General features: G+C 35.6%; 9 protein-coding genes. 7 read left to right on the forward strand and 2 right to left on the reverse strand.

The features are described 5' to 3' along the window. Positions 1–436: 436 nt before the first annotated feature. Positions 437–7336 (reverse strand): S8 family serine peptidase, encoded by a 6900-nt coding sequence (locus FLA105534_RS18010; RefSeq protein ID WP_173967480.1) that lies wholly within the window; start codon positions 7334–7336, stop codon positions 437–439. 304 nt (positions 7337–7640) lie between these two features. Next, entirely contained in the window at positions 7641–8324 is a 684-nt protein-coding gene (locus FLA105534_RS18015) for a DUF4294 domain-containing protein (protein WP_173967481.1), read from the reverse strand. Positions 8325–8405: 81 nt separating this feature from the next. On the opposite strand from FLA105534_RS18015, the gene FLA105534_RS18020 reads away from it, so the two are divergent. The 7 genes from FLA105534_RS18020 (at position 8406) to FLA105534_RS18050 (ending at position 18551) form a co-directional block, all read left to right on the forward strand. Continuing rightward, positions 8406–9494 carry a M42 family metallopeptidase gene (locus tag FLA105534_RS18020; protein WP_173967482.1) on the forward strand — a complete coding sequence of 363 codons (1089 nt, stop codon included), beginning with the start codon at positions 8406–8408 and terminating at the stop codon, positions 9492–9494. Between the two features lie 144 nt (positions 9495–9638). Beyond that, positions 9639–10319, forward strand: a complete 681-nt coding sequence (locus FLA105534_RS18025; protein WP_173967483.1) for a response regulator transcription factor — start codon at positions 9639–9641, stop codon at positions 10317–10319. After that, positions 10316–11677, forward strand: coding sequence for a sensor histidine kinase (locus FLA105534_RS18030; protein WP_173967484.1), 1362 nt, complete (start codon positions 10316–10318; stop codon positions 11675–11677). The genes FLA105534_RS18025 and FLA105534_RS18030 overlap by 4 nt, the downstream gene beginning before the upstream one ends. Before the next feature lie 84 nt (positions 11678–11761). Continuing rightward, the gene (locus FLA105534_RS18035) at positions 11762–13006 is read left to right on the forward strand and encodes a TolC family protein (RefSeq protein WP_173967485.1); all 1245 of its coding nucleotides are present in this window, start codon (positions 11762–11764) and stop codon (positions 13004–13006) included. An 11-nt stretch (positions 13007–13017) separates the two neighbouring features. Next, positions 13018–14103, forward strand: coding sequence for an efflux RND transporter periplasmic adaptor subunit (locus FLA105534_RS18040; RefSeq protein ID WP_173967486.1), 1086 nt, complete (start codon positions 13018–13020; stop codon positions 14101–14103). A gap of 4 nt (positions 14104–14107) precedes the next feature. After that, positions 14108–15373 carry a carbohydrate porin gene (locus FLA105534_RS18045; protein ID WP_173967487.1) on the forward strand — a complete coding sequence of 422 codons (1266 nt, stop codon included), beginning with the start codon at positions 14108–14110 and terminating at the stop codon, positions 15371–15373. 79 nt (positions 15374–15452) lie between these two features. After that, on the forward strand, positions 15453–18551 hold the full coding sequence (locus tag FLA105534_RS18050; RefSeq protein ID WP_173967488.1) for an efflux RND transporter permease subunit: 3099 nt from the start codon (positions 15453–15455) through the stop codon (positions 18549–18551). Positions 18552–18817 lie beyond the last annotated feature (266 nt).

Here is an 18817-nt window from a genome sequence, read left to right on the forward strand (position 1 = left end):
AAACTATTTTCAGGTTTGAAAGGTTTTTCTTTAGTGAATTAGATTCAATACTACACCTTCCTTTGAAACACCCCTATTTTACTAGTCTCGCAAAGACACTAAGACGCCAAGTTTTGCTTTTTTGCCTTATTTTCTTTTGAAAACCCACCCCCTAGCCCCGATAGAAGTGGAAATCCTTTTGCTTTTTCCTTTAAAAAGCAAAAGATTGAAACGAATAGCGGGAGAAAGCTACTAAATATGCCAAATTCCAAATTCCAAACCTCATCTTCGACTTCACTTTGCTTGATAAAATCACTCCTTATATATAGGAACAGAAACAACAAACCCGACAGATCTTAAACCTGCCGGGTTGTGGATTACAATTTATGGAAGAATACTTCCATTTTAAAAACGACTACATCTTTTCGATTAATCGTTTTCTATCACATACGAATGTTTATTTAATAATCAGCTTTTGCACAGAAGTGTTTCCGTCTTGCTCTACTTTTATTATATATACACCACTTGGTAAGCCTGAAATGTTTAATTCTGTTTTCTCTGTTTTAACGGAATGTACTTTTTTTCCGGACATATCAGAGATCAAAATGTTTTTAGCACTAGTAGAAGCTGATTCTATATGTACTTTTCCTTCCGTAACCGGATTAGGATACAACACAAAACCTTCTATTACATTAACCGGTAGCCCTAAAGTACATGCGGTACTTGATACATTTACTGTACGCGTTACTGTAGATTGGTTCTGCAAAGCATCTTTAACAGTGTAGGTAATTACATATTGCCCCGGAGTATTTACATCGACATTACCTGATACTACTACTGATGCAGTTATATCTGTATTTAAGTTGTCTTTAGCAGTATAACCTGCATCTGTGTACACACATCCTTTATCTATTGAAACTACGGCATTGCCTAAAAGTGTAATTGTAGGCTTAGCTATCTCTATTGCCACAGTCCAATTTTCAATAGATCTGTTTTGCGCTAACACATTGTACACTACAGGTCCGGTATAATTTAGGCTAGTTACACCACTATTCTGAATATAGGTTCCAATACGCAATGTTGCAAAATCCGAAACCTGAAAAACAGGTACCAAGGCACTTAAATTAGCATTATTATTCACCACAACCTTAAGCGTTTTCAAAATCAGATCGATATGAGTTAGTCCAACCTGATTAGCTACTGAATAGTTAATAATACTTGCCTGAGAATTTTTCGCATTAATATCTACCGTATAATTTGTTCGAGAAAGCTTATTCTCTGAGACAACAGTTACTAAGAAGCTATTGCTATAATCTGAAGCAATTACTTTTGAGTTAAGTTGTTTTACCCCATCTACAAAAAGCTCAGCTCCCGGAGAAACAGTGAAATCTGCTACTAAATTCGATACATTATAACCAAATGGAACTGTTTTGCTTACGTTATTCCCTAAGATATCCGTATTGATCTCTTGCACTAAACCAGGGTTTGAAACTGTTTTAAAGTCATAGGAAAGCAATTTACTTTCATTACTTAAACCAGTAACTACTTTCACTGTATACGTTTCAGTTATTCCAGTATTAAAGCCAACTCCTTCAACTTTTAAAGTAATTGGATTGGTATAATCATTTGGTGTTACTCCGTTAACTTGTGTAACACCACCTATTTTCGCAATACTTTTCATTCCTAAGGAATAATTTGCGATCGCAGCGGTTATATCCGCTCCGTCATTTAGTAATACTGAAAACGTTTTTGTAGGCGCATCATAACTCGTTGATAATTGATTTACAAACTCTATTTTTTGCAATAGAACTGGTACATTCCAGAATTTTCCATCACCCTGACCATTTGTATCGGCATTTGTTACAACAGCAGTGTTATCACTTATTGTACTATCAAATACAAACTGTTTGTCCCCTTCTGAAAAACTATAATACGCCAATAATCCAGGTTCGTTTCCAACGTATTTAGTTGTTGAATTTGCTGCAATTGTTGCCTGATTGCGAACTCCTGCCCATATACGAACTTCATCGATATTACCATTTAAACCACGAGCCAATCCTGCATTATTACCTATATAAGCAGCTACATTAGTATTTGAACTTGATGCTCCTGCAGTACCTGTACTGGTATAAGGAACTGAAACTCCATCAATATAAACCGTGTACACAAAGGCAGAACTTACAGAATAAGCAATATGGTGCCAGGTATTTTGTTTAATAGAATTTACACCTGTATTAATAACATACGAACCTGTTGCTGTTGTAATCGAAATTACTAAACTATTCTCTTTATAAAGTGACAAGCTATTGTTATTATGTATAAATACCAATGCCGTACCTTTATCTAAAAGTCTACCAAAAATTGATGGCTGCTTTTGATTGACCCAAAGCTCATACGTATAATTACTAGTAAGATTGAGCGCTGGTGTAACATCTGTTTTAATAAAATCATTTACACCATCAAAAGTCCCTGTAACATTCGTAGCGTAATTTGCAGCATGCGAAAGTGTTATTGATTTAGAATCGTTTAAAGGATCTGTATCTGCAGGCAATTTTGTATAAACTTGAATTGTATAATCACCAGGCGCACCTAAATCTGCCTTAGTAGTAAATGTAATGGTAGCTGTTCCTCCTGCTGCAATTGAAGCAACTTGATTCTGAATTACTTCAGCACCATTGTTGATCTTATAAGCAACCGGGAAGTTCGAAATTGCTGCAGTTGAATAATTACGAATTACAGCCGAAACTGTCACAGGAGCATTTCCTGGTTTAATTGGTGCTGAAATTGCATCAATGCTGGCATCAGCAGCTGTAAAAGGCAGTACATTAATAGTGTACTCCTCTACTTCAAAATCACTTCTAGAACTTGTTAATCCATCAAAAGTTGGTCCAAGATTTACATTGAAATATTCTGATGGTGAACGGAACATGTGCAATACGCGCATTAATTTCTCACCAGAAGTTGTATTTGCCGGAATAGTAAACCCTCCTGCCAATGTAGCCATATTTCTGAAATAATGTGTACTTGTGGTCGATGGTATAGCAGGTGACGCAGAAGTTGGAGTAGTATTTACCCAAAAGTTTCCTGCATAAAATTCATCTGTTAAATTACCATCTCCGTTCAAATCGATCACAATCATTGTGAAAACCCCTGTTGCAGTTGCCGACAAATCTCTTGTAATTGGCGTTTCTGTCTTTGTAATGGTTACCTCTGGCTGATAAGTAAAGCCAGCATAAACCGGAATTTTTATGTTTTTAAAATCTGAATACGCTGTAGTTCCCGAATTGTTTACCACATCATTCCATTTGAAACGCGATATTGCGTATCCATTTGTATTGGTATGAACCGGTAATTCATTTTTATTATATACCACTTTTTCAACTGCATCATTAGCCGGGTTATTATCCGGCAAATCAGCTCCAGCTTTGATGGTATAAGTAGCATCAACCACTGATAAATCAGCTTTAGTCGTAAAAGTGAAACTTACTGTAGAATAGGCCGCTATCGTCGGAACATTTTCTGTAACTTTTGCTGCACCGTTTATTTGATAAAATACCGGATGATTAGTTAAAGTACTTCCTCCTAAATTACTAACTCTAATAGTCACATCATGCGTACTGGTCTTTTTTCCTAAAACTTCAGGAGTTGTAATCGAAACAACAGATACATCTGTTATCACTGGTTTTGCCACACATTCAATATCAGCTATCCATCCCAATTCATTTACATCACTATCTGAAGTAAATCTAAATGTTAGCTCTCCTCCTGCAGCTGTTGACGTTAATGAAGGAGGCAAAGTATTTCCTGTGAAGGTACCTAATAAAGGAGCCGATGTACTAGTTCCGTTATACACATATAAGTAGTCGTAATCCTGCTCAACATTAAAGGCAGAAAAAGTTACCTTAATACTATTTCCGGCTGTTGCAGGTTTAAAAGTTATCGTTTGCGAAAGATTGTTTGCGTAATTTGCATAACGCGAACCACTATCTGTAAATGTCGCTGCGCAAGTAGGTGCCGGAGCAGCTCCGCCCATTAAAACATCAGTTCCTGTATTACGAACACTTTTCTCTATCGTATTGTTGTCTGCAACCGCATCACCTGTATAGTTTACTTTTCCAACTACTGTGTAAAGTTTTGGAGTTGAAAAATCAGCCTTTTGCACAAAATCAAAAGATGCTTCCGTAAAAGGGTTAATTGGTCCAGGGATAGTTTCAATCACTTCTGCTCCACCATCAATTTTATATGAAACAGGTACATTGCTTACCGCAACAGGAGAATGATTGAATACTTTTACTTTTACAGTTTCACTGGCTGTTATTCCTGCATTTGGAATTAATGATGTTAATTCAAGATCTGTTGCAGTTGCCTCAAAAATCGAAACATTATCAATAAAAACAGAATTGTATACATTATCATTAGCGATAACTTGTACATCGTTATCCATAACCGACTCAAAAGCTACAGTAAATACTGTTCCTGCATAAGCCGATAAATCATATAATAATTCTGTATTGCCAGAGGTAGCCGTTCCCCCGTAAACACCAACATTCTCATAGCTATTTACCGGAGTACCATTTACAACAAGTCTAAAAAAGTTTTTGTTTGGTAATGGTGAAGCACCAACTGTACTCCAAATTAAATTAAATTTAAGTCCGATTGTTTTACCTGTTAAACTTGTCGCATCGATATTACAGAATGAGACTTTCTTAACGAAGTTTGGATTATTAGTAAATGCGTTAGCAGACGTACTGGCTATCCAAGGAGAAGAAGACGCATCTCCGGATCCTGCCATTTTTGCTCCGTCTACAAAATCTGCATTAATGTATTCATACTTCACTAAACCTGTTGTTCCTTTAGAAAACACATAATTAGCCGCTTTTCTGGAATTAAAATTCTCCACAAAAGGAAGAGTTGCAGCACTAACAACGGCTTGAGAAACCGGTTCTACATTTACTGCTCTTACTCTTTCAGAAACAATTCCTGACACAATATCAATAGTTCTAACTGAGAACCAGTTATCATCTCCTGTTGAAACTGTGAAAGTATAAGTAGGGTCAGTTACTGTTGCTACAACATCAAACTTGTACCCGTTCATTTTTAATACTTCATACTTTGCTCCCGGAATTGGATCCCAATCCATCTTATAGGACGAAACACCACATGCTGCAGGTGCTATCACTAAATTTCTAGGCTCTGTAATTATATTAAATACCTCTTTTGAAGTATCCACTTTCGAACCTGCAATTACTCTTATTTTTGCGTTAGCAACAATTCCTGCAGGAACTTTCCATGCAAAATTTCTCGCAGCAGAAGGAACATCTTTCGCAATCAACTGATAGTTAATTCCTCCATCAACAGAATATTCGATTGTAAAAGGTTTTGCTTCTCCTTCATAATCCCAACGAATATACTCTGTACTATCTGTATCGAATTTTTCACCTCCGATAGGATAAGTCAAAATCAATTCAGGAGCTACTAAATCATACACCACTGAAAATTCTTGTGTACCAATTGGCACTCTTGAACCACTAACAATAATTTTATATGTTCCTGCTGCAGGATTATCCAAAGTGATTTGTTCAATATTATTCAAATTGTCCACACCGCGAACCGCATTAGCATTTGGCGTTGTAGCATTCAAAACCCATGGTAAAGTGGTTACACCATCTTTTACAATTTTTACATCAAGATCATTTACCAAAACAGAAGATGCTCCCGGTGTTCCTTGTAAATCTGTGTAAGCAAGCAGTACTTTCAAAGTCACTAATCCTGTCGGTACCACAATTTCTTTCTCATAGCTTTGACCATTAGATACTGTACTGGAATAAAAAGTTCTGTTATCTAAAGCTCTAACAGCTCTAAGACCGTTTAGATTTCCGAAACCATATTTATAATCCGGTCCAGGATTCCCTGCATCTTTAGAAGTACCCGTTACTAAGGCCTTCATTAAAGATGCTAACGGTTTTGCACCATAAATATTCTTGTATCTTTCGTAAAGTAAAGCAACTGTACCTGTAGTCCCAGGAGTAGCCATAGACGTACCACTCATGATCTGATAAGAATTGCTATAATCTAATGAATACACATTTGTTCCTACAGCTGCAATTTGAGGAACCAAACGCCCATCAATAGTTGGTCCAAAACTACTATAAGAACTGATTAAATCATCAGGATTATTTGCCGCTACATGCAGTGCATTTTTTGAATTCTTTGTCGAAGTATTAAATCCGCCTGGGTATGCTGTTTGTGCATTTCCATTTGAATAAATATTTAAAAGGTAAGGAAATGTTACAGTAACATTATCATCACCACGATCTCCGGTATCATATCTTCTGGTATTATAACCTGAAGTTAAATTTACTCCATACGAATTTGATGTTAATTCAATACCATCTTCATTCGCCGCTTTCACTCTTTCCTGCTGAACGCTTAAACCGTTAGACTGCGTATTAAAGTTCCAACCGAACATCTGTACTTCCGGAGCCATACCTCTTGCCTTAGGATCCAATAAACCGGCACCGCCAATAGTACCTGCCACGTGATCTCCATGCGAAGAATTTGATTCGTATTCTCTATTGATAACTCTACCAGTATGATCTTTATGAGGTTCAAGATTACCATCCCAAACACCAATTTTCACTCCTTTACCAGTTAATCCATAACCAAGACCAGGAATAGTAGACCCTAAAAGATTTGCTTTATGTGAAGTTACACCCGGCTTATTATCACTTTCTACTGGTGGTGCAACCAATTCAATGTTTTGTACCCAATTGAATTTTGCCACCTCCTCTAATTTTTCTTTAGAGGCCTGAATATAAATTTCATTAAAAGTCGTGTCATTGTTACTGTTTTTTAAAAACAAGCCTGCTAAATCCTGCTCGACACGTTTACGATCAACGCCTTTAAAATAGCTCACCACAACTTTAATTCCGTTACCACCTGCTGCAGCATAATCCGGAATTGCATTGTCTACAATCATTTGATCCAGTTTGAATTTTGGATCTACGGCAATCACAGCTCTTATATTGTCAGAAACACTACTCTTGTTATAAAATTCAGGAGCAATTTCGGCATAATAAGCGTTGTTCGATAAATAACTAAGTAATGTTATCCCTTGCGATTTTAACTTTTGTTGCTCTTCTACAGAAGGGATTTTTGTAAACTGCAACAGTGTGTACTCAGTTTTAAGGTTTTGTTTACTGGTACTTTTTTTGTCTTTAAACTGCTGTTTAAAATTGGAAGTGGTCGTGATTTTATTTCCGTTGACGGAAATGGCAAAATCACTGTCAGATGTCTTTTGTGACCATAAGGACATAGTCACTAATAACACAAATAGTGTAAGTAGTTTTATTCTCATAGATTAAATTGGTTTTGGTTAACATAGTGGTTGTTAATCAGTAAACCTACAAATTAAACTATAATTGACAAATTATATTTGCAATTAATTTGTTAAAAAACAAAGCAAAAACCCTTTTAACTACAAAAATTATAACAAAAACGCTTATTTTACGGGGCTTCAGCGAAAAATCAAAAAATCACAAATTAAGTAAGTAAATTCTTTTGATTAAAACTTACTTTGTAATCCGAAACCAAAAACCATAAAAAAAGACTTACAAAATAATTTGTAAGTCTTTTTTGAAAAATTTTTGAATATAATTTGATTATTTGTCTGCTTTTGTCTCTTTTACTTTTGTCTCCCAGTGACTCATTAAATCATCATAATTTACAGGATTAGCTGCTTTTTGATTCACGAGTTTTCCGGAATCAAATGCCCTGACCAAAATGGTTTCAATTAAATAATCCTCATTAGATTCAAAGGGCTTATATTCGGTTTTCAAGCTAATGTCAAATAAATTGGCTGTAGTATTTGACACAAAGGCTTTGAAACCACTTTTTAAAGTTTTGATTAACTCGTAAGTTGTTATTCCGGTTTGTCTGTGAACGAGTTTAACGAGTATCTGTCCTTGCTTACGTGAAAGTTTTTTAAGTCTTGCTTCAAATTCATTATTAAGATAATCTTCCACAATCTTAAAATATTTTTTCTTTTCTCGGTTGGTTTTCAGACGTGCCATTCCGCTATTCAATGCGGTCAACCGGTCTGCTGCAAGTCTTGCATAGGGATATACCTTATAGACACGGTTTTGAAGAATCATGAATTGCTTTTGCATTTCGGGATCCAGTTTTTCCTTAGAAATAATAATTTCAGGCAGTTCGATCGTATCATTCAAAATCGAATCCTGCTCAGTCAGTATGTAACCCATTTGCTCATTCTCTTTAGGTTTAACCTGAGCCTGACTAGTTAACGAAATCAATATAAAAAATAAAATAGGGGCAGTACATCTCATCGAGTCATAATTTAAATGTAAAATTATATATTTATATACAACTCTGATACCAAATTTATAAATTAGCAAAAAAATATTTTTATGAACACAAAATCGATCTTAAAAGATACCTCAATTGCTTTCCTCGAAAGCTACCTCAATAACGCCTCTCCTACAGGCTACGAAAGCGAAGGACAAAAACTTTGGATGAATTATTTAAAACCTTATGTAGATACTTTTATTACTGATACTTATGGAACAGCTGTAGGAGTTATTAATCCGGATGCACCGTTTAAAGTTGTAATTGAAGGTCATGCCGATGAAATTTCATGGTATGTTAACTATATCACAGATGATGGTTTATTGTACGTAATTAGAAATGGTGGTTCTGATCATCAGATTGCGCCTTCAAAGAGAGTACACATTCATACTAAAAAAGGAATTGTAAAGGGTGTTTTCGGGTGGCCTGCTATTCATACCCGTTTGCGCGATAAGGAAGAAGCACCAAAAATTAGTAATATTTTTATCGATTTAGGCTGCGAAACTAAAGAACAGGTTGAAGCAATGGGAGTACATGTAGGCTGCGTGATTACTTATCCGGACGAATTTATGATCTTGAACGAAAATAAATTTGTATGTCGTGCTATCGATAACAGAATGGGTGGTTTCATGATTGCCGAAGTAGCCCGTTTATTAAAAGAAAATAAAAAAACACTTCCTTTTGGTTTGTATATTGTAAACTCTGTTCAGGAAGAAATTGGGCTTCGCGGAGCCGAAATGATCGCACAAACGATAAAGCCAAATGTGGCTATTGTAACGGATGTGTGCCATGATACCACTACTCCAATGATCGACAAAAAGGTAGAAGGAGATTTAAAAATGGGTAAAGGACCGGTTATTGCCTATGCACCAGCCGTACAAAATAAACTTCGTGATCTGATCGTAGATACCGCAGAAGAAAAGAAAATCCCGTTTCAGCGTCATGCCACTTCCCGTGCTACAGGAACCGATACCGATGCTTTTGCTTACAGTAATGGCGGTGTGGCTTCGGCATTGATTTCTCTGCCTTTGCGTTATATGCACACTACTGTAGAAATGGTTCAGAGAGAAGATGTTGAAAATGTAATTCAATTGATTTACGAGTCACTACTTAAAATTGAAAACAACGAAACTTTTTCTTATTTTAATTAGTTCTTAGTACTTAGTCCCTGGTTCCTGGTGATTTGTTATTACGATTAGTAGCCAGGGACTAGTTACTTAAAAAATTATGAAATATGTTTATGAGATCTAAGCTTAGAGCTAAGGACTAAGGACTAAAAACTCAACCAGAATATTATGAAAATACTGCTACTCGAAGACGATTTTACCTTATCTAAAGAAATCTCCGCATTCTTTACTTCAAAGGAGTTTGAGTGTTTTCCTTATTACGATGGGGCATTATTGCTAAAGAAATATTTTCCTTATGAATATGATTTAATCATTCTGGACATTAATGTTCCAGGCAGTAATGGTATTGAAGTTTGCAAAGGTATTCGGGAAGTCGATAAAAAGACTCCCATTATTATGCTTACTGCTTTTAGCGAAATTGAGGATAAACTGGCTTCTTTTGAGAGCGGTGCCGATGATTATCTGGTTAAACCATTTCATTTCGAAGAACTCTATGCCCGAAGTTCCTCACTTTTACGTCGAAAAGAAATTCCACAACAGGTAGAAACAAAAATAGTTATTGCCGATTTAGAGATTCTGGAAAGTGATATGAAAATATTTCGTTCAAATGAAGAAATCAAACTGACTCCTAAAGAATTCAAACTTATTTTGATTCTGGCTCATGCAAAAGGCAAAGTTCTGTCGAAACAATTCATTGCAGAAAAACTTTGGGATTATCACATCGAAACCAATCAGAATACCATTGAAGTTTACATTAATTTTTTAAGAAAAAAAATCGACAAGGACCACGACATTAAACTGATTCGGACCAAAGTTGGGTACGGATATTATTTGAGCGATCAGGAATGACTTTAAAAAATCGAATATCACTTTTAGTAAGCTTATTATTTACAATCCTTTTTGGATTGGCTTCTACATTGATATTTGTTTTGTATTCTAATTTTAGAAAAGAAGAATTTCGAGATCGACTGGAAATTAAGGCACTTTCAAATATCAAGCTTTTAGTCAATGTTAAAGAAGTTGACGATCAGCTTTTAAAAATGATCGATCAGAATTCTATTAACCAATTATATGATGAGAAAACACTGGTCTTTGATTCTAATTTTAAACTAATTTACAGCAGTATTGACGATGCCAAAATTAATTGGTCAGTTGACGATTTAAAATACCTCAAAAAGCATAAAACTTTTTTTAAACAACAAGGTGATTACGAAGTATACGGTGTTTTTTATGATACAAAAGACAGGGATTTTTATGCTTTAATATCTGCCACAGACGATTATGGTAAACGAAAATTGCTTTTTCTACGCTATACCTTAGTGGTTTCATATATCTTTTTTACTTGTATTTGCTGGGTTCTAACCTCTTTTATGGTCAAAAAAGCCATGAGCCCACTGAGTATCTTTCATCAAAAAATAAAAAATATAAACGAGAATAATCTTGATACTCGAGTTGCTTCTAAAAACAATAAAAACGAAATTGATCTGATCGCCAATGAGTTTAATTTCATGATGGACCGAATTGAAGTTTCCTACCAAAAACAAAAAGAATTTACAGCCCACGCCTCACATGAGTTAAGAACTCCCCTATCGAGAATTACTTCACAAATTGAGAACACTATTGCCGATCCCGCAACATCTGATAAAGGCAAAAATTTTTTAAAAACCATTTTGTCGGATATCAATCAACTGACTGAATTGATTAACTCCCTATTAATTCTGTCCAAAATTGACAATAAGAAAAACGAAAACAAGGAAATTCATCGTATGGACGAAATTTTGTTTTCGGCCATCGAAAATCTGAATAAAAGCTATCCTGAATTTTTAATTTTATTTGAAATAGAAGAAAACAATAATCTGGATACTACTTTAGAAGTTAATGGCAATAAAAATTTACTGGAAATTGCTATAACCAATATTCTTAAAAATGCCTGTGTTTACTCTGATAATCAACAAGCAAAAGTAATCATAAGTACTCAGGATGATCAATTAGTGCTCTCCATTTCAAACACAGGAGAGACTTTAAATGAGGAAGAACAAAAAAATCTTTTTCAACCTTTTATGCGTGGCAAAAATTCGAAAGGCACTTCGGGTTTTGGCCTTGGATTACGTATTGTTCAACGTATCCTAACACTTCATAACGCATCTATAACCTACAGCGTTCCAGATATTAACACGAATTTATTTCAATTATTTTTTCATTTGTAATTTATTTTAAGTTATTTTTAAGGTAGATTTTAAGGTATCTTAAAGTCTGGTGATAGCATATTTGTATAAATTAAAAATGATACAATGAGAAAACTCTGTGCATTCCTACTTGTACTTTTCGGTCCGGTAGTTTTGGCTCAAAAAACAGTCACCCTTCAGGACTGTGAAAGCCAATTTCTTAAAAACAACCTCTTTTTGTTGGCATCACAATATAATATCGATGCTTCTAAAGCGCTAACCATTCAAGCCCGAATTTGGGATAATCCCTCTCTGACGGCAGAATTAAATGCCTACAACCCCGAAAGAAATCAGTATTTTGATATTGGAAAGCAAGGGCAAAAAGCATTCGGTATTGAGCAGTTAATCTACTTAGGTGGAAAAAAACGCAACGAAATCAAGCTGGCCCAAACTAACGAACAATTGGCCGAATTACAGTTTAATGATTTACTAAGAACTTTAAAATTACAATTAAGAAAGAGCTTCTTCACAGTGTACTACAACAAAAAAAGTCTTGAAACTACTGACAATCAGCTTGCACATATTGAAGATCTGATAAGCTCTTACACAGTACAAGTACAAAAAGGTAATATTCCTCTAAGAGATCTTGTTCGTTTGCAATCGCTGTATTTGAATTTTAAAAATGAGCGTATGGAAGTAGTCAATGAAAACATTGAAGAACAGGCCAATTTAAAATTGCTTTTAAATTCAGCCGAAAATGTGATTCCGGAAGTCTCTAAAGAAGAATTTAATAAGTATACCAAAACAATTCCTTTTGATCTTAAGACCTTTCAGGACGAAGCGATTGCGAATCGTCCGGATTATTTAGCCAAACAAAAGGATATTGAAGCCAATGAAATAAATGTAAAATGGCAAAAAGCACTTTCTGTCCCTGATATTACTGTGGGAGCCACTTACGATCAGCGTAGCGGAGCTTTTAACAGAGAAGCAAATCTGACTCTTGGAATTCCACTACCTCTTTGGAATAAAAACAAAGGAAATATTAAATATGCGAAAACAATTTTAGAACAATCAAAAATTGAGAAGCAAAATTTTGACCTGCAATTGCAAACAGAAATTACATCGGCATGGAACAAATGGGAAGAATCCCGTAAAAACTATGTGGTCATAAAACCAACTGTTAATTCAGACTTTGAGGCGGTATATAATGGGATCCTGACCAACTTCCAGAAAAGAAATATCAGTTTATTAGAATTTACTGATTTTATGGAAAGTTACAATCAGGCTTCAATTCAGGTAAATGAACTGAAGAAAAAAGTTATCCTTTCAGGCGAAGAATTAAATAGTACCATCAACAAAGACTTATTCTAAAACTAAATAAAATGAAATATAAACTACTAATAGGAATTGCTCTCGTGAGTTTATCCCTCACAAGCTGCAAAAAAGAAGTTGAAAATCCGAATACGAATACCTCTTTTGCTTTAAGTGACTCTATGTTAAAAACGACTACAACAGCGGAGGCACAAACACAACCGGTAAAAAATGTATTAAGTTTTTACGGAAAAATTACTGCCGATAATAACAAAATGATTGATGTTTACCCTCTTGTTGGCGGAAACGTAATTAAAGTAAATGTCGAACTTGGGGATTATGTTCGTAAAGGACAAGTTTTGGCGACCATAAAAAGTACGGATATTGCCGATTTTGAAAAGCAGTCTATCGATGCCAAAAATGATTTACTGGTCGCTAAAAATCATTTAAAAGTAGCTCAGGAATTATTTGACGGAAAATTAAATTCCGAAAGCGATGTCCTTCAAGCAAAATCAGAGGTCAATAAGGCACAATCGCAATTGAGTAAAGTTCAGGAAACCTATAAAATTTACAACATAAAAGCAGGTTCTATTTATGAAGTAACTGCACCAATTAGTGGTTTTATCATTCAAAAAAGTATCAATCAGGATATGCTTTTGCGAAATGACCGTTCTGAAAACATCTTTGATATTGCAGAAATCAGCGAAGTCTGGGCTTTGGCAAATATTAATGAAATTGATATTAATAAAGTAAAACTGGGTATAGATGCCGACGTCACTACACTAAGTTATCCTGATAAAGTTTTTAAAGGAAAAGTAGATAAAATTTTCAATGTTATTGACCCTGAAACAAAGGCAATGCAAGCACGTATAAAATTGGAAAATCCCGGATATATGCTGAAACCTGATATGAATGCGAATATTAAGTTGTCGTATAGCGAAGGTGAGTCTATGATAGCCGTACCCAGTAAAGCAATTGTTTTTGATAAAAGTAAAAACTTTGTTATGATTTTTAAAGATCGTCATAACATTGAGACCAGACAAGTAGACATTTACAGAGTAGTAGGCGATGTAACCTATATTTCGAAAGGTCTGAAAGAAAGTGAAAAAGTAATTACCAATAATCAATTATTTATCTATCGTGCCTTAAACGAATAATGAAATGGAAAAGTCTGCAAAAATATTGGGGTTTGCCACGTTATTTATTTCCACACTATCCTTTTCGCAAGAAACTGATTCGATACGAAAATATAGTCTGGGATTTCAAATGACGTCTATCTATCAATACCATCCGGCTTTTCATGCTAATTATTCCGGGACCAACAGTATGTCACCCGAAGCCGAAGGCGCTTTGTCATTAACATCAACCTTATATCTCGATGTTCCACTTTGGAAAGGAGCCACAATAACTTTTAATCCCGAAATGTCAGGAGGTGAAGGTTTATCTCAGGCCCGGGGATTGGGTGGTTTTCCTAACGGAGAAACTTTTAGAATTGGAGATACCAAACCAGTAGTTTATGTTGCCAGAATGCTTTTGGAACAAAAGTTTCAGTTTAAAAACAATAGATCATTACAGCTTGTTTTTGGGAAATTTGGACTATCAGACTATTTTGACAATAGTCCGTACTCGCACGACCCCAGAACACAATTTCTAAACTGGGCACTAATGACACATGGAGCGTGGGATTATGCCGCAAACACCCGAGGATATACAGATGGATTATATGTAAATTATCAATTTGATTCCTGGCAGATAAGAGCTTCATTGTCTGCTTTACCAACCTACGCTAACGGACCCAATGTCGAATTTAGTTTTAAAGATTCCAACGCCATCAACGTAGAAATTGAAAAGCAGATAATCTTTAAAAATATGGACATAGCCAACATCAAGTTACTAGGCTTTCGAAATGTAGCAGGAATGGGAAATTACGGTGAGGCTAATTCAAACTTTATCACATTTCCGGATATAAAAAGTACCAGACAAGATGGACGTACAAAATATGGTATAGGTTTAAACATGGATTATACACACGGAGATAATTGGGGACTGTTTGCCAGAATGAGCTATAATGACGGTAAAAATGAAACCTGGGCTTTTACAGAGATTGACAGATCGGCACAGTTGGGAATAAACCTTAAAGGAAAAATGTGGAATAGAACCAATGATTTTGCCGGTATTGCCATAGTCGCCAACGGATTATCAAATCCACATAAACAATATCAAAAGCTCGGAGGAAATGGTTTTATGATTGGTGACGGTACACTAAATTACGGAATAGAGCAGATTGTAGAAGTTTACTATTCTTTCCTAGTGCCCAATACCCATATTACACTTTCACCGGATTACCAGTTTGCCATGAATCCCGCCTATAATAAAGACAGAGGCCCCGTTCAGTTTTTTGCCTTACGTTTTCATACAGAATTCTAATTAGAAAATACAGATTATAAAGAATGCTCCGCACAGCAGCATCAGAAACAAAAATTCATCATTAAAAATACTTTTTAAAATGAACAAATTCATAAGAAACATTATAGCTTTTTCCCTGAAAAACAAGGCATTTACCTTTTTCTGGGTGGGAATATTGGCCGTTGCAGGATTCATTTCTTTCAAGAACATGCCCATTGACGCTTTTCCGGATGTAACCAATACTCAAATTATTATCATTACACAGTGGAATGGAAAAAGTGCTGAAGAAGTAGAACGTTTCGTCACGTCGCCTATCGAGATCTCCATGAACTCGGTACAAAAGAAAACCAGTGTTCGCAGTATCACCATGTTTGGTCTGTCAGTCATCAAAATTATCTTTGACGATGGTGTCGATGATACTTTTGCGCGTCTTCAGGTCAATAATCTACTAAAAAATGTATCACTTCCGGATGATGTAGAACCGGATGTTCAGCCTCCTTATGGGCCAACGGGCGAAATTTTCAGATATATTGTAAAAAGTGACAGCAGAGACAGTAGGGAATTACTAACGTATCAAAACTGGGTTATAGACAAACAGTTACGCTCTGTTCCCGGTGTTGCTGATTTAAATGTTTTTGGCGGACAAACCAAAACCTATGAAGTTGGTGTTGATCCTATAAAACTAGCCAAATACAACATTACACCACTTCAGGTTTACAATGCTGTAAATGGAGGTAATCTGAATGTTGGTGGGGATATCATTGAAAAAAACGGTCAGGCTTTTGTCGTACGTGGAGTTGGGCTTCTGAAATCAATCCAGGATATCGAAAATATTATTGTAGACGATGCAAACGGAAATCCAATCTTAGTCAAAAATTTAGCAACTGTTTACGAAAGTGCGATGCCAAGAGTCGGACAAACGGGTCTGGCTAAAAATGATGATGTTGTAGAAGGTATTATTGTAATGCGAAAAGGTGAAAATCCTCAAGAAACATTAGCCTTAATAAAAGCCAAAATAAAAGACCTGAACGACAATGTTCTTCCAAAAGACATCAAACTGGTAACCTTTTACGACCGTGATAATTTAATGAATTTCACCACTGAAACGGTTATGCATAATTTATTCGAAGGAATTATACTGGTTACTTGCGTTGTATTTCTTTTCATGGCCGACTGGAGAACTACTTTTACGGTCTCGATTGTAATTCCGTTATCGCTATTATTTGCTTTCTTATGTCTAAAAATGATGGGAATGAGTGCCAACCTACTAAGTTTAGGCGCGGTCGATTTCGGGATTATCATCGATGGTGCTGTTGTAATGGTTGAAGGATTATTTGTAGTGTTAGATCATCGGGCGCATCAATTAGGAATGACGGCCTACAATAAAATTGCTAAAGGAAGTCTGATCAAAAAAACGGGAGCAGAAATGGGTAAAGCCATATTCTTTTCTAAGTTGATTATCATTACCGCTCTACTGCCAATATTCTCCTTTCAGAAAGTAGAAGGAAAAATGTTCTCGCCTTTGGCCTACACTCTTGGTTTTGCTTTAATGGGAGCCTTACTTTTCACTCTGACACTGGTACCTGTTCTATCGCATATTTTATTGAACAAAAATGTAAAGGAAAAAAACAATCCGTTTGTCAATTTCTGGGATCGAATTGTAGGTAAAAGTTTTGCATGGACTTTTAAACATAAAGTAAAAGCGCTAATTGGTTCCATAGCGCTGTTAGTAGCAGTTTTCTTCTCGGCAACATTTTTAGGTACAGAATTTTTACCGCAGTTAAATGAAGGGGCTTTATGGGTAACAGCCGAATTACCAATGAGTACCTCATTGCCTGAAAGTGTCAAAACTGCCGCTATCATCCGAAAAGATTTGGAAAGTTTTCCTGAAGTTAAAAATGTTTTATCACAAACCGGAAGAAGTAATGACGGAACAGATCCCAATGGTTTTGGATTTATACAACTCCAGGTGGATTTAAAACCAAAATCCGAATGGAAACGAAAAATTACAATGGATGAATTAATTAACGAAATGGATGAAAAACTAAGAGTTCATCAGGGAATTACCTATAATTATTCTCAGCCAGTAATTGATAACGTAGCTGAATCTGTTGCTGGTTTTAAAGCCTCAAACGCAGTAAAAATCTATGGTGATGACCTCGATAAACTTGACGAATTATCCAATGAAGTTTTGGCTCAAATAAAAAATATTCCAGGTATAAAAGATGCGGGAATACTACGAAATGTTGGTCAGCCTGAGATTAGTGTTGTCCTTGACCGAGATAAAATGGCTGCTTACGGCGTAACATTAAGTGATGCACAAGCTGTTTTGGAATTGGCTTTTGGAGGAAAAACAGCCACTCAAAAATATGAAGACGACAAAAAATTTGATGTAAGAGTCCGCTTTTCGAAAGAATATCGTAAAGATGAAAATGATATTGCAGAACTTAAAGTTCCAACTATCAGCGGAATAAAAATTCCGTTAAAAGAGATTTCCGATTTAAAAACTATAACTGGTCCTGCCTTTATCTACAGGGATAACACCAAACGTTTTATTGGAGTAAAATTCTCTGTACGTGATCGTGACTTAGGAAGTACCATTGCAGAAGCACAGGCAAAAGTAGCAAAAATGAAACTTCCAACAGGTTATACTGTTGGCTGGACGGGAGAATTTGAAAATCAGGTTCGTGCCAGTGCACGATTGGCTCAGGTTGTACCTATTAGTTTAATTGGAATTTTTGTACTGTTGTTTATATTGTTTGGAAATATTAAAGATTCTCTGTTGGTTTTAGCCAATGTTCCTTTTGCCATTATTGGAGGAATTATTGCCCTGCATCTAACCCGAATGAATTTTGGAATCTCGGCAGGTGTTGGTTTCATTGCATTACTTGGAATATGTATTCAAAACGGTGTGATTTTGATCTCCGAGTTTCATCATAATCTAAAAGCAAAGTTTTCACTCGAAGAATCTATTTTTAGGGGAGTAAAAGCCCGAACAAGAGCTGTAGTTATGACTGCCCTGATGGCTTCAATAGGTTTAATGCCAGCGGCTATTTCGACAGGAATTGGCTCTGAATCACAAAAACCATTGGCAATTGTTATTATTGGAGGTTTAATTACTGCCACGATTTTAACCCTCTTGGTTTTCCCAATCATTTTCTGGGTATTCAACCGTAAAAAACACGTTCCAATTGAATAAAGAGTTTTAAGAAATATTAATTGGTTAAATTAATTTGATTCCGTTTCAACGAAAAAGCACCATTATTTTTTTAATGGTGCTTTTTTTATGTATCGCTATTCAGGGTGAGCAATGTTTATCAAAGAAAATCCTTCAACTTTCTTTCAAATTATTTTCCCTTTAGGAAAAGAAACTATGTAGTTCTCTGTGCAGTCTTTTGCCTATTGAAACAATTAGCAGGATATAAAATGAAAAACGACCTTCTGCTCAAGGAAGGTCGTTTCATA

This window comes from Flavobacterium collinsii (assembly GCF_902804485.1).
In the GTDB taxonomy this organism is placed as follows: Bacteria; Bacteroidota; Bacteroidia; order Flavobacteriales; family Flavobacteriaceae; genus Flavobacterium; species Flavobacterium collinsii.

What these genes read in the sequence shown, in the direction of transcription:
- FLA105534_RS18050 (WP_173967488.1), top strand. Translation starts at nt 15,453, where the DNA reads ATGAACAAATTCATAAGAAACATTATAGCTTTTTCCCTGAAAAACAAG.
- FLA105534_RS18025 (WP_173967483.1), top strand. Translation starts at nt 9,639, where the DNA reads ATGAAAATACTGCTACTCGAAGACGATTTTACCTTATCTAAAGAAATC.
- FLA105534_RS18035 (WP_173967485.1), top strand. Translation starts at nt 11,762, where the DNA reads ATGAGAAAACTCTGTGCATTCCTACTTGTACTTTTCGGTCCGGTAGTT.
- FLA105534_RS18020 (WP_173967482.1), top strand. Translation starts at nt 8,406, where the DNA reads ATGAACACAAAATCGATCTTAAAAGATACCTCAATTGCTTTCCTCGAA.
- FLA105534_RS18015 (WP_173967481.1), bottom strand. Translation starts at nt 8,324, where the DNA reads ATGAGATGTACTGCCCCTATTTTATTTTTTATATTGATTTCGTTAACT.
- FLA105534_RS18040 (WP_173967486.1), top strand. Translation starts at nt 13,018, where the DNA reads ATGAAATATAAACTACTAATAGGAATTGCTCTCGTGAGTTTATCCCTC.
- FLA105534_RS18010 (WP_173967480.1), bottom strand. Translation starts at nt 7,336, where the DNA reads ATGAGAATAAAACTACTTACACTATTTGTGTTATTAGTGACTATGTCC.
- FLA105534_RS18030 (WP_173967484.1), top strand. Translation starts at nt 10,316, where the DNA reads ATGACTTTAAAAAATCGAATATCACTTTTAGTAAGCTTATTATTTACA.
- FLA105534_RS18045 (WP_173967487.1), top strand. Translation starts at nt 14,108, where the DNA reads ATGGAAAAGTCTGCAAAAATATTGGGGTTTGCCACGTTATTTATTTCC.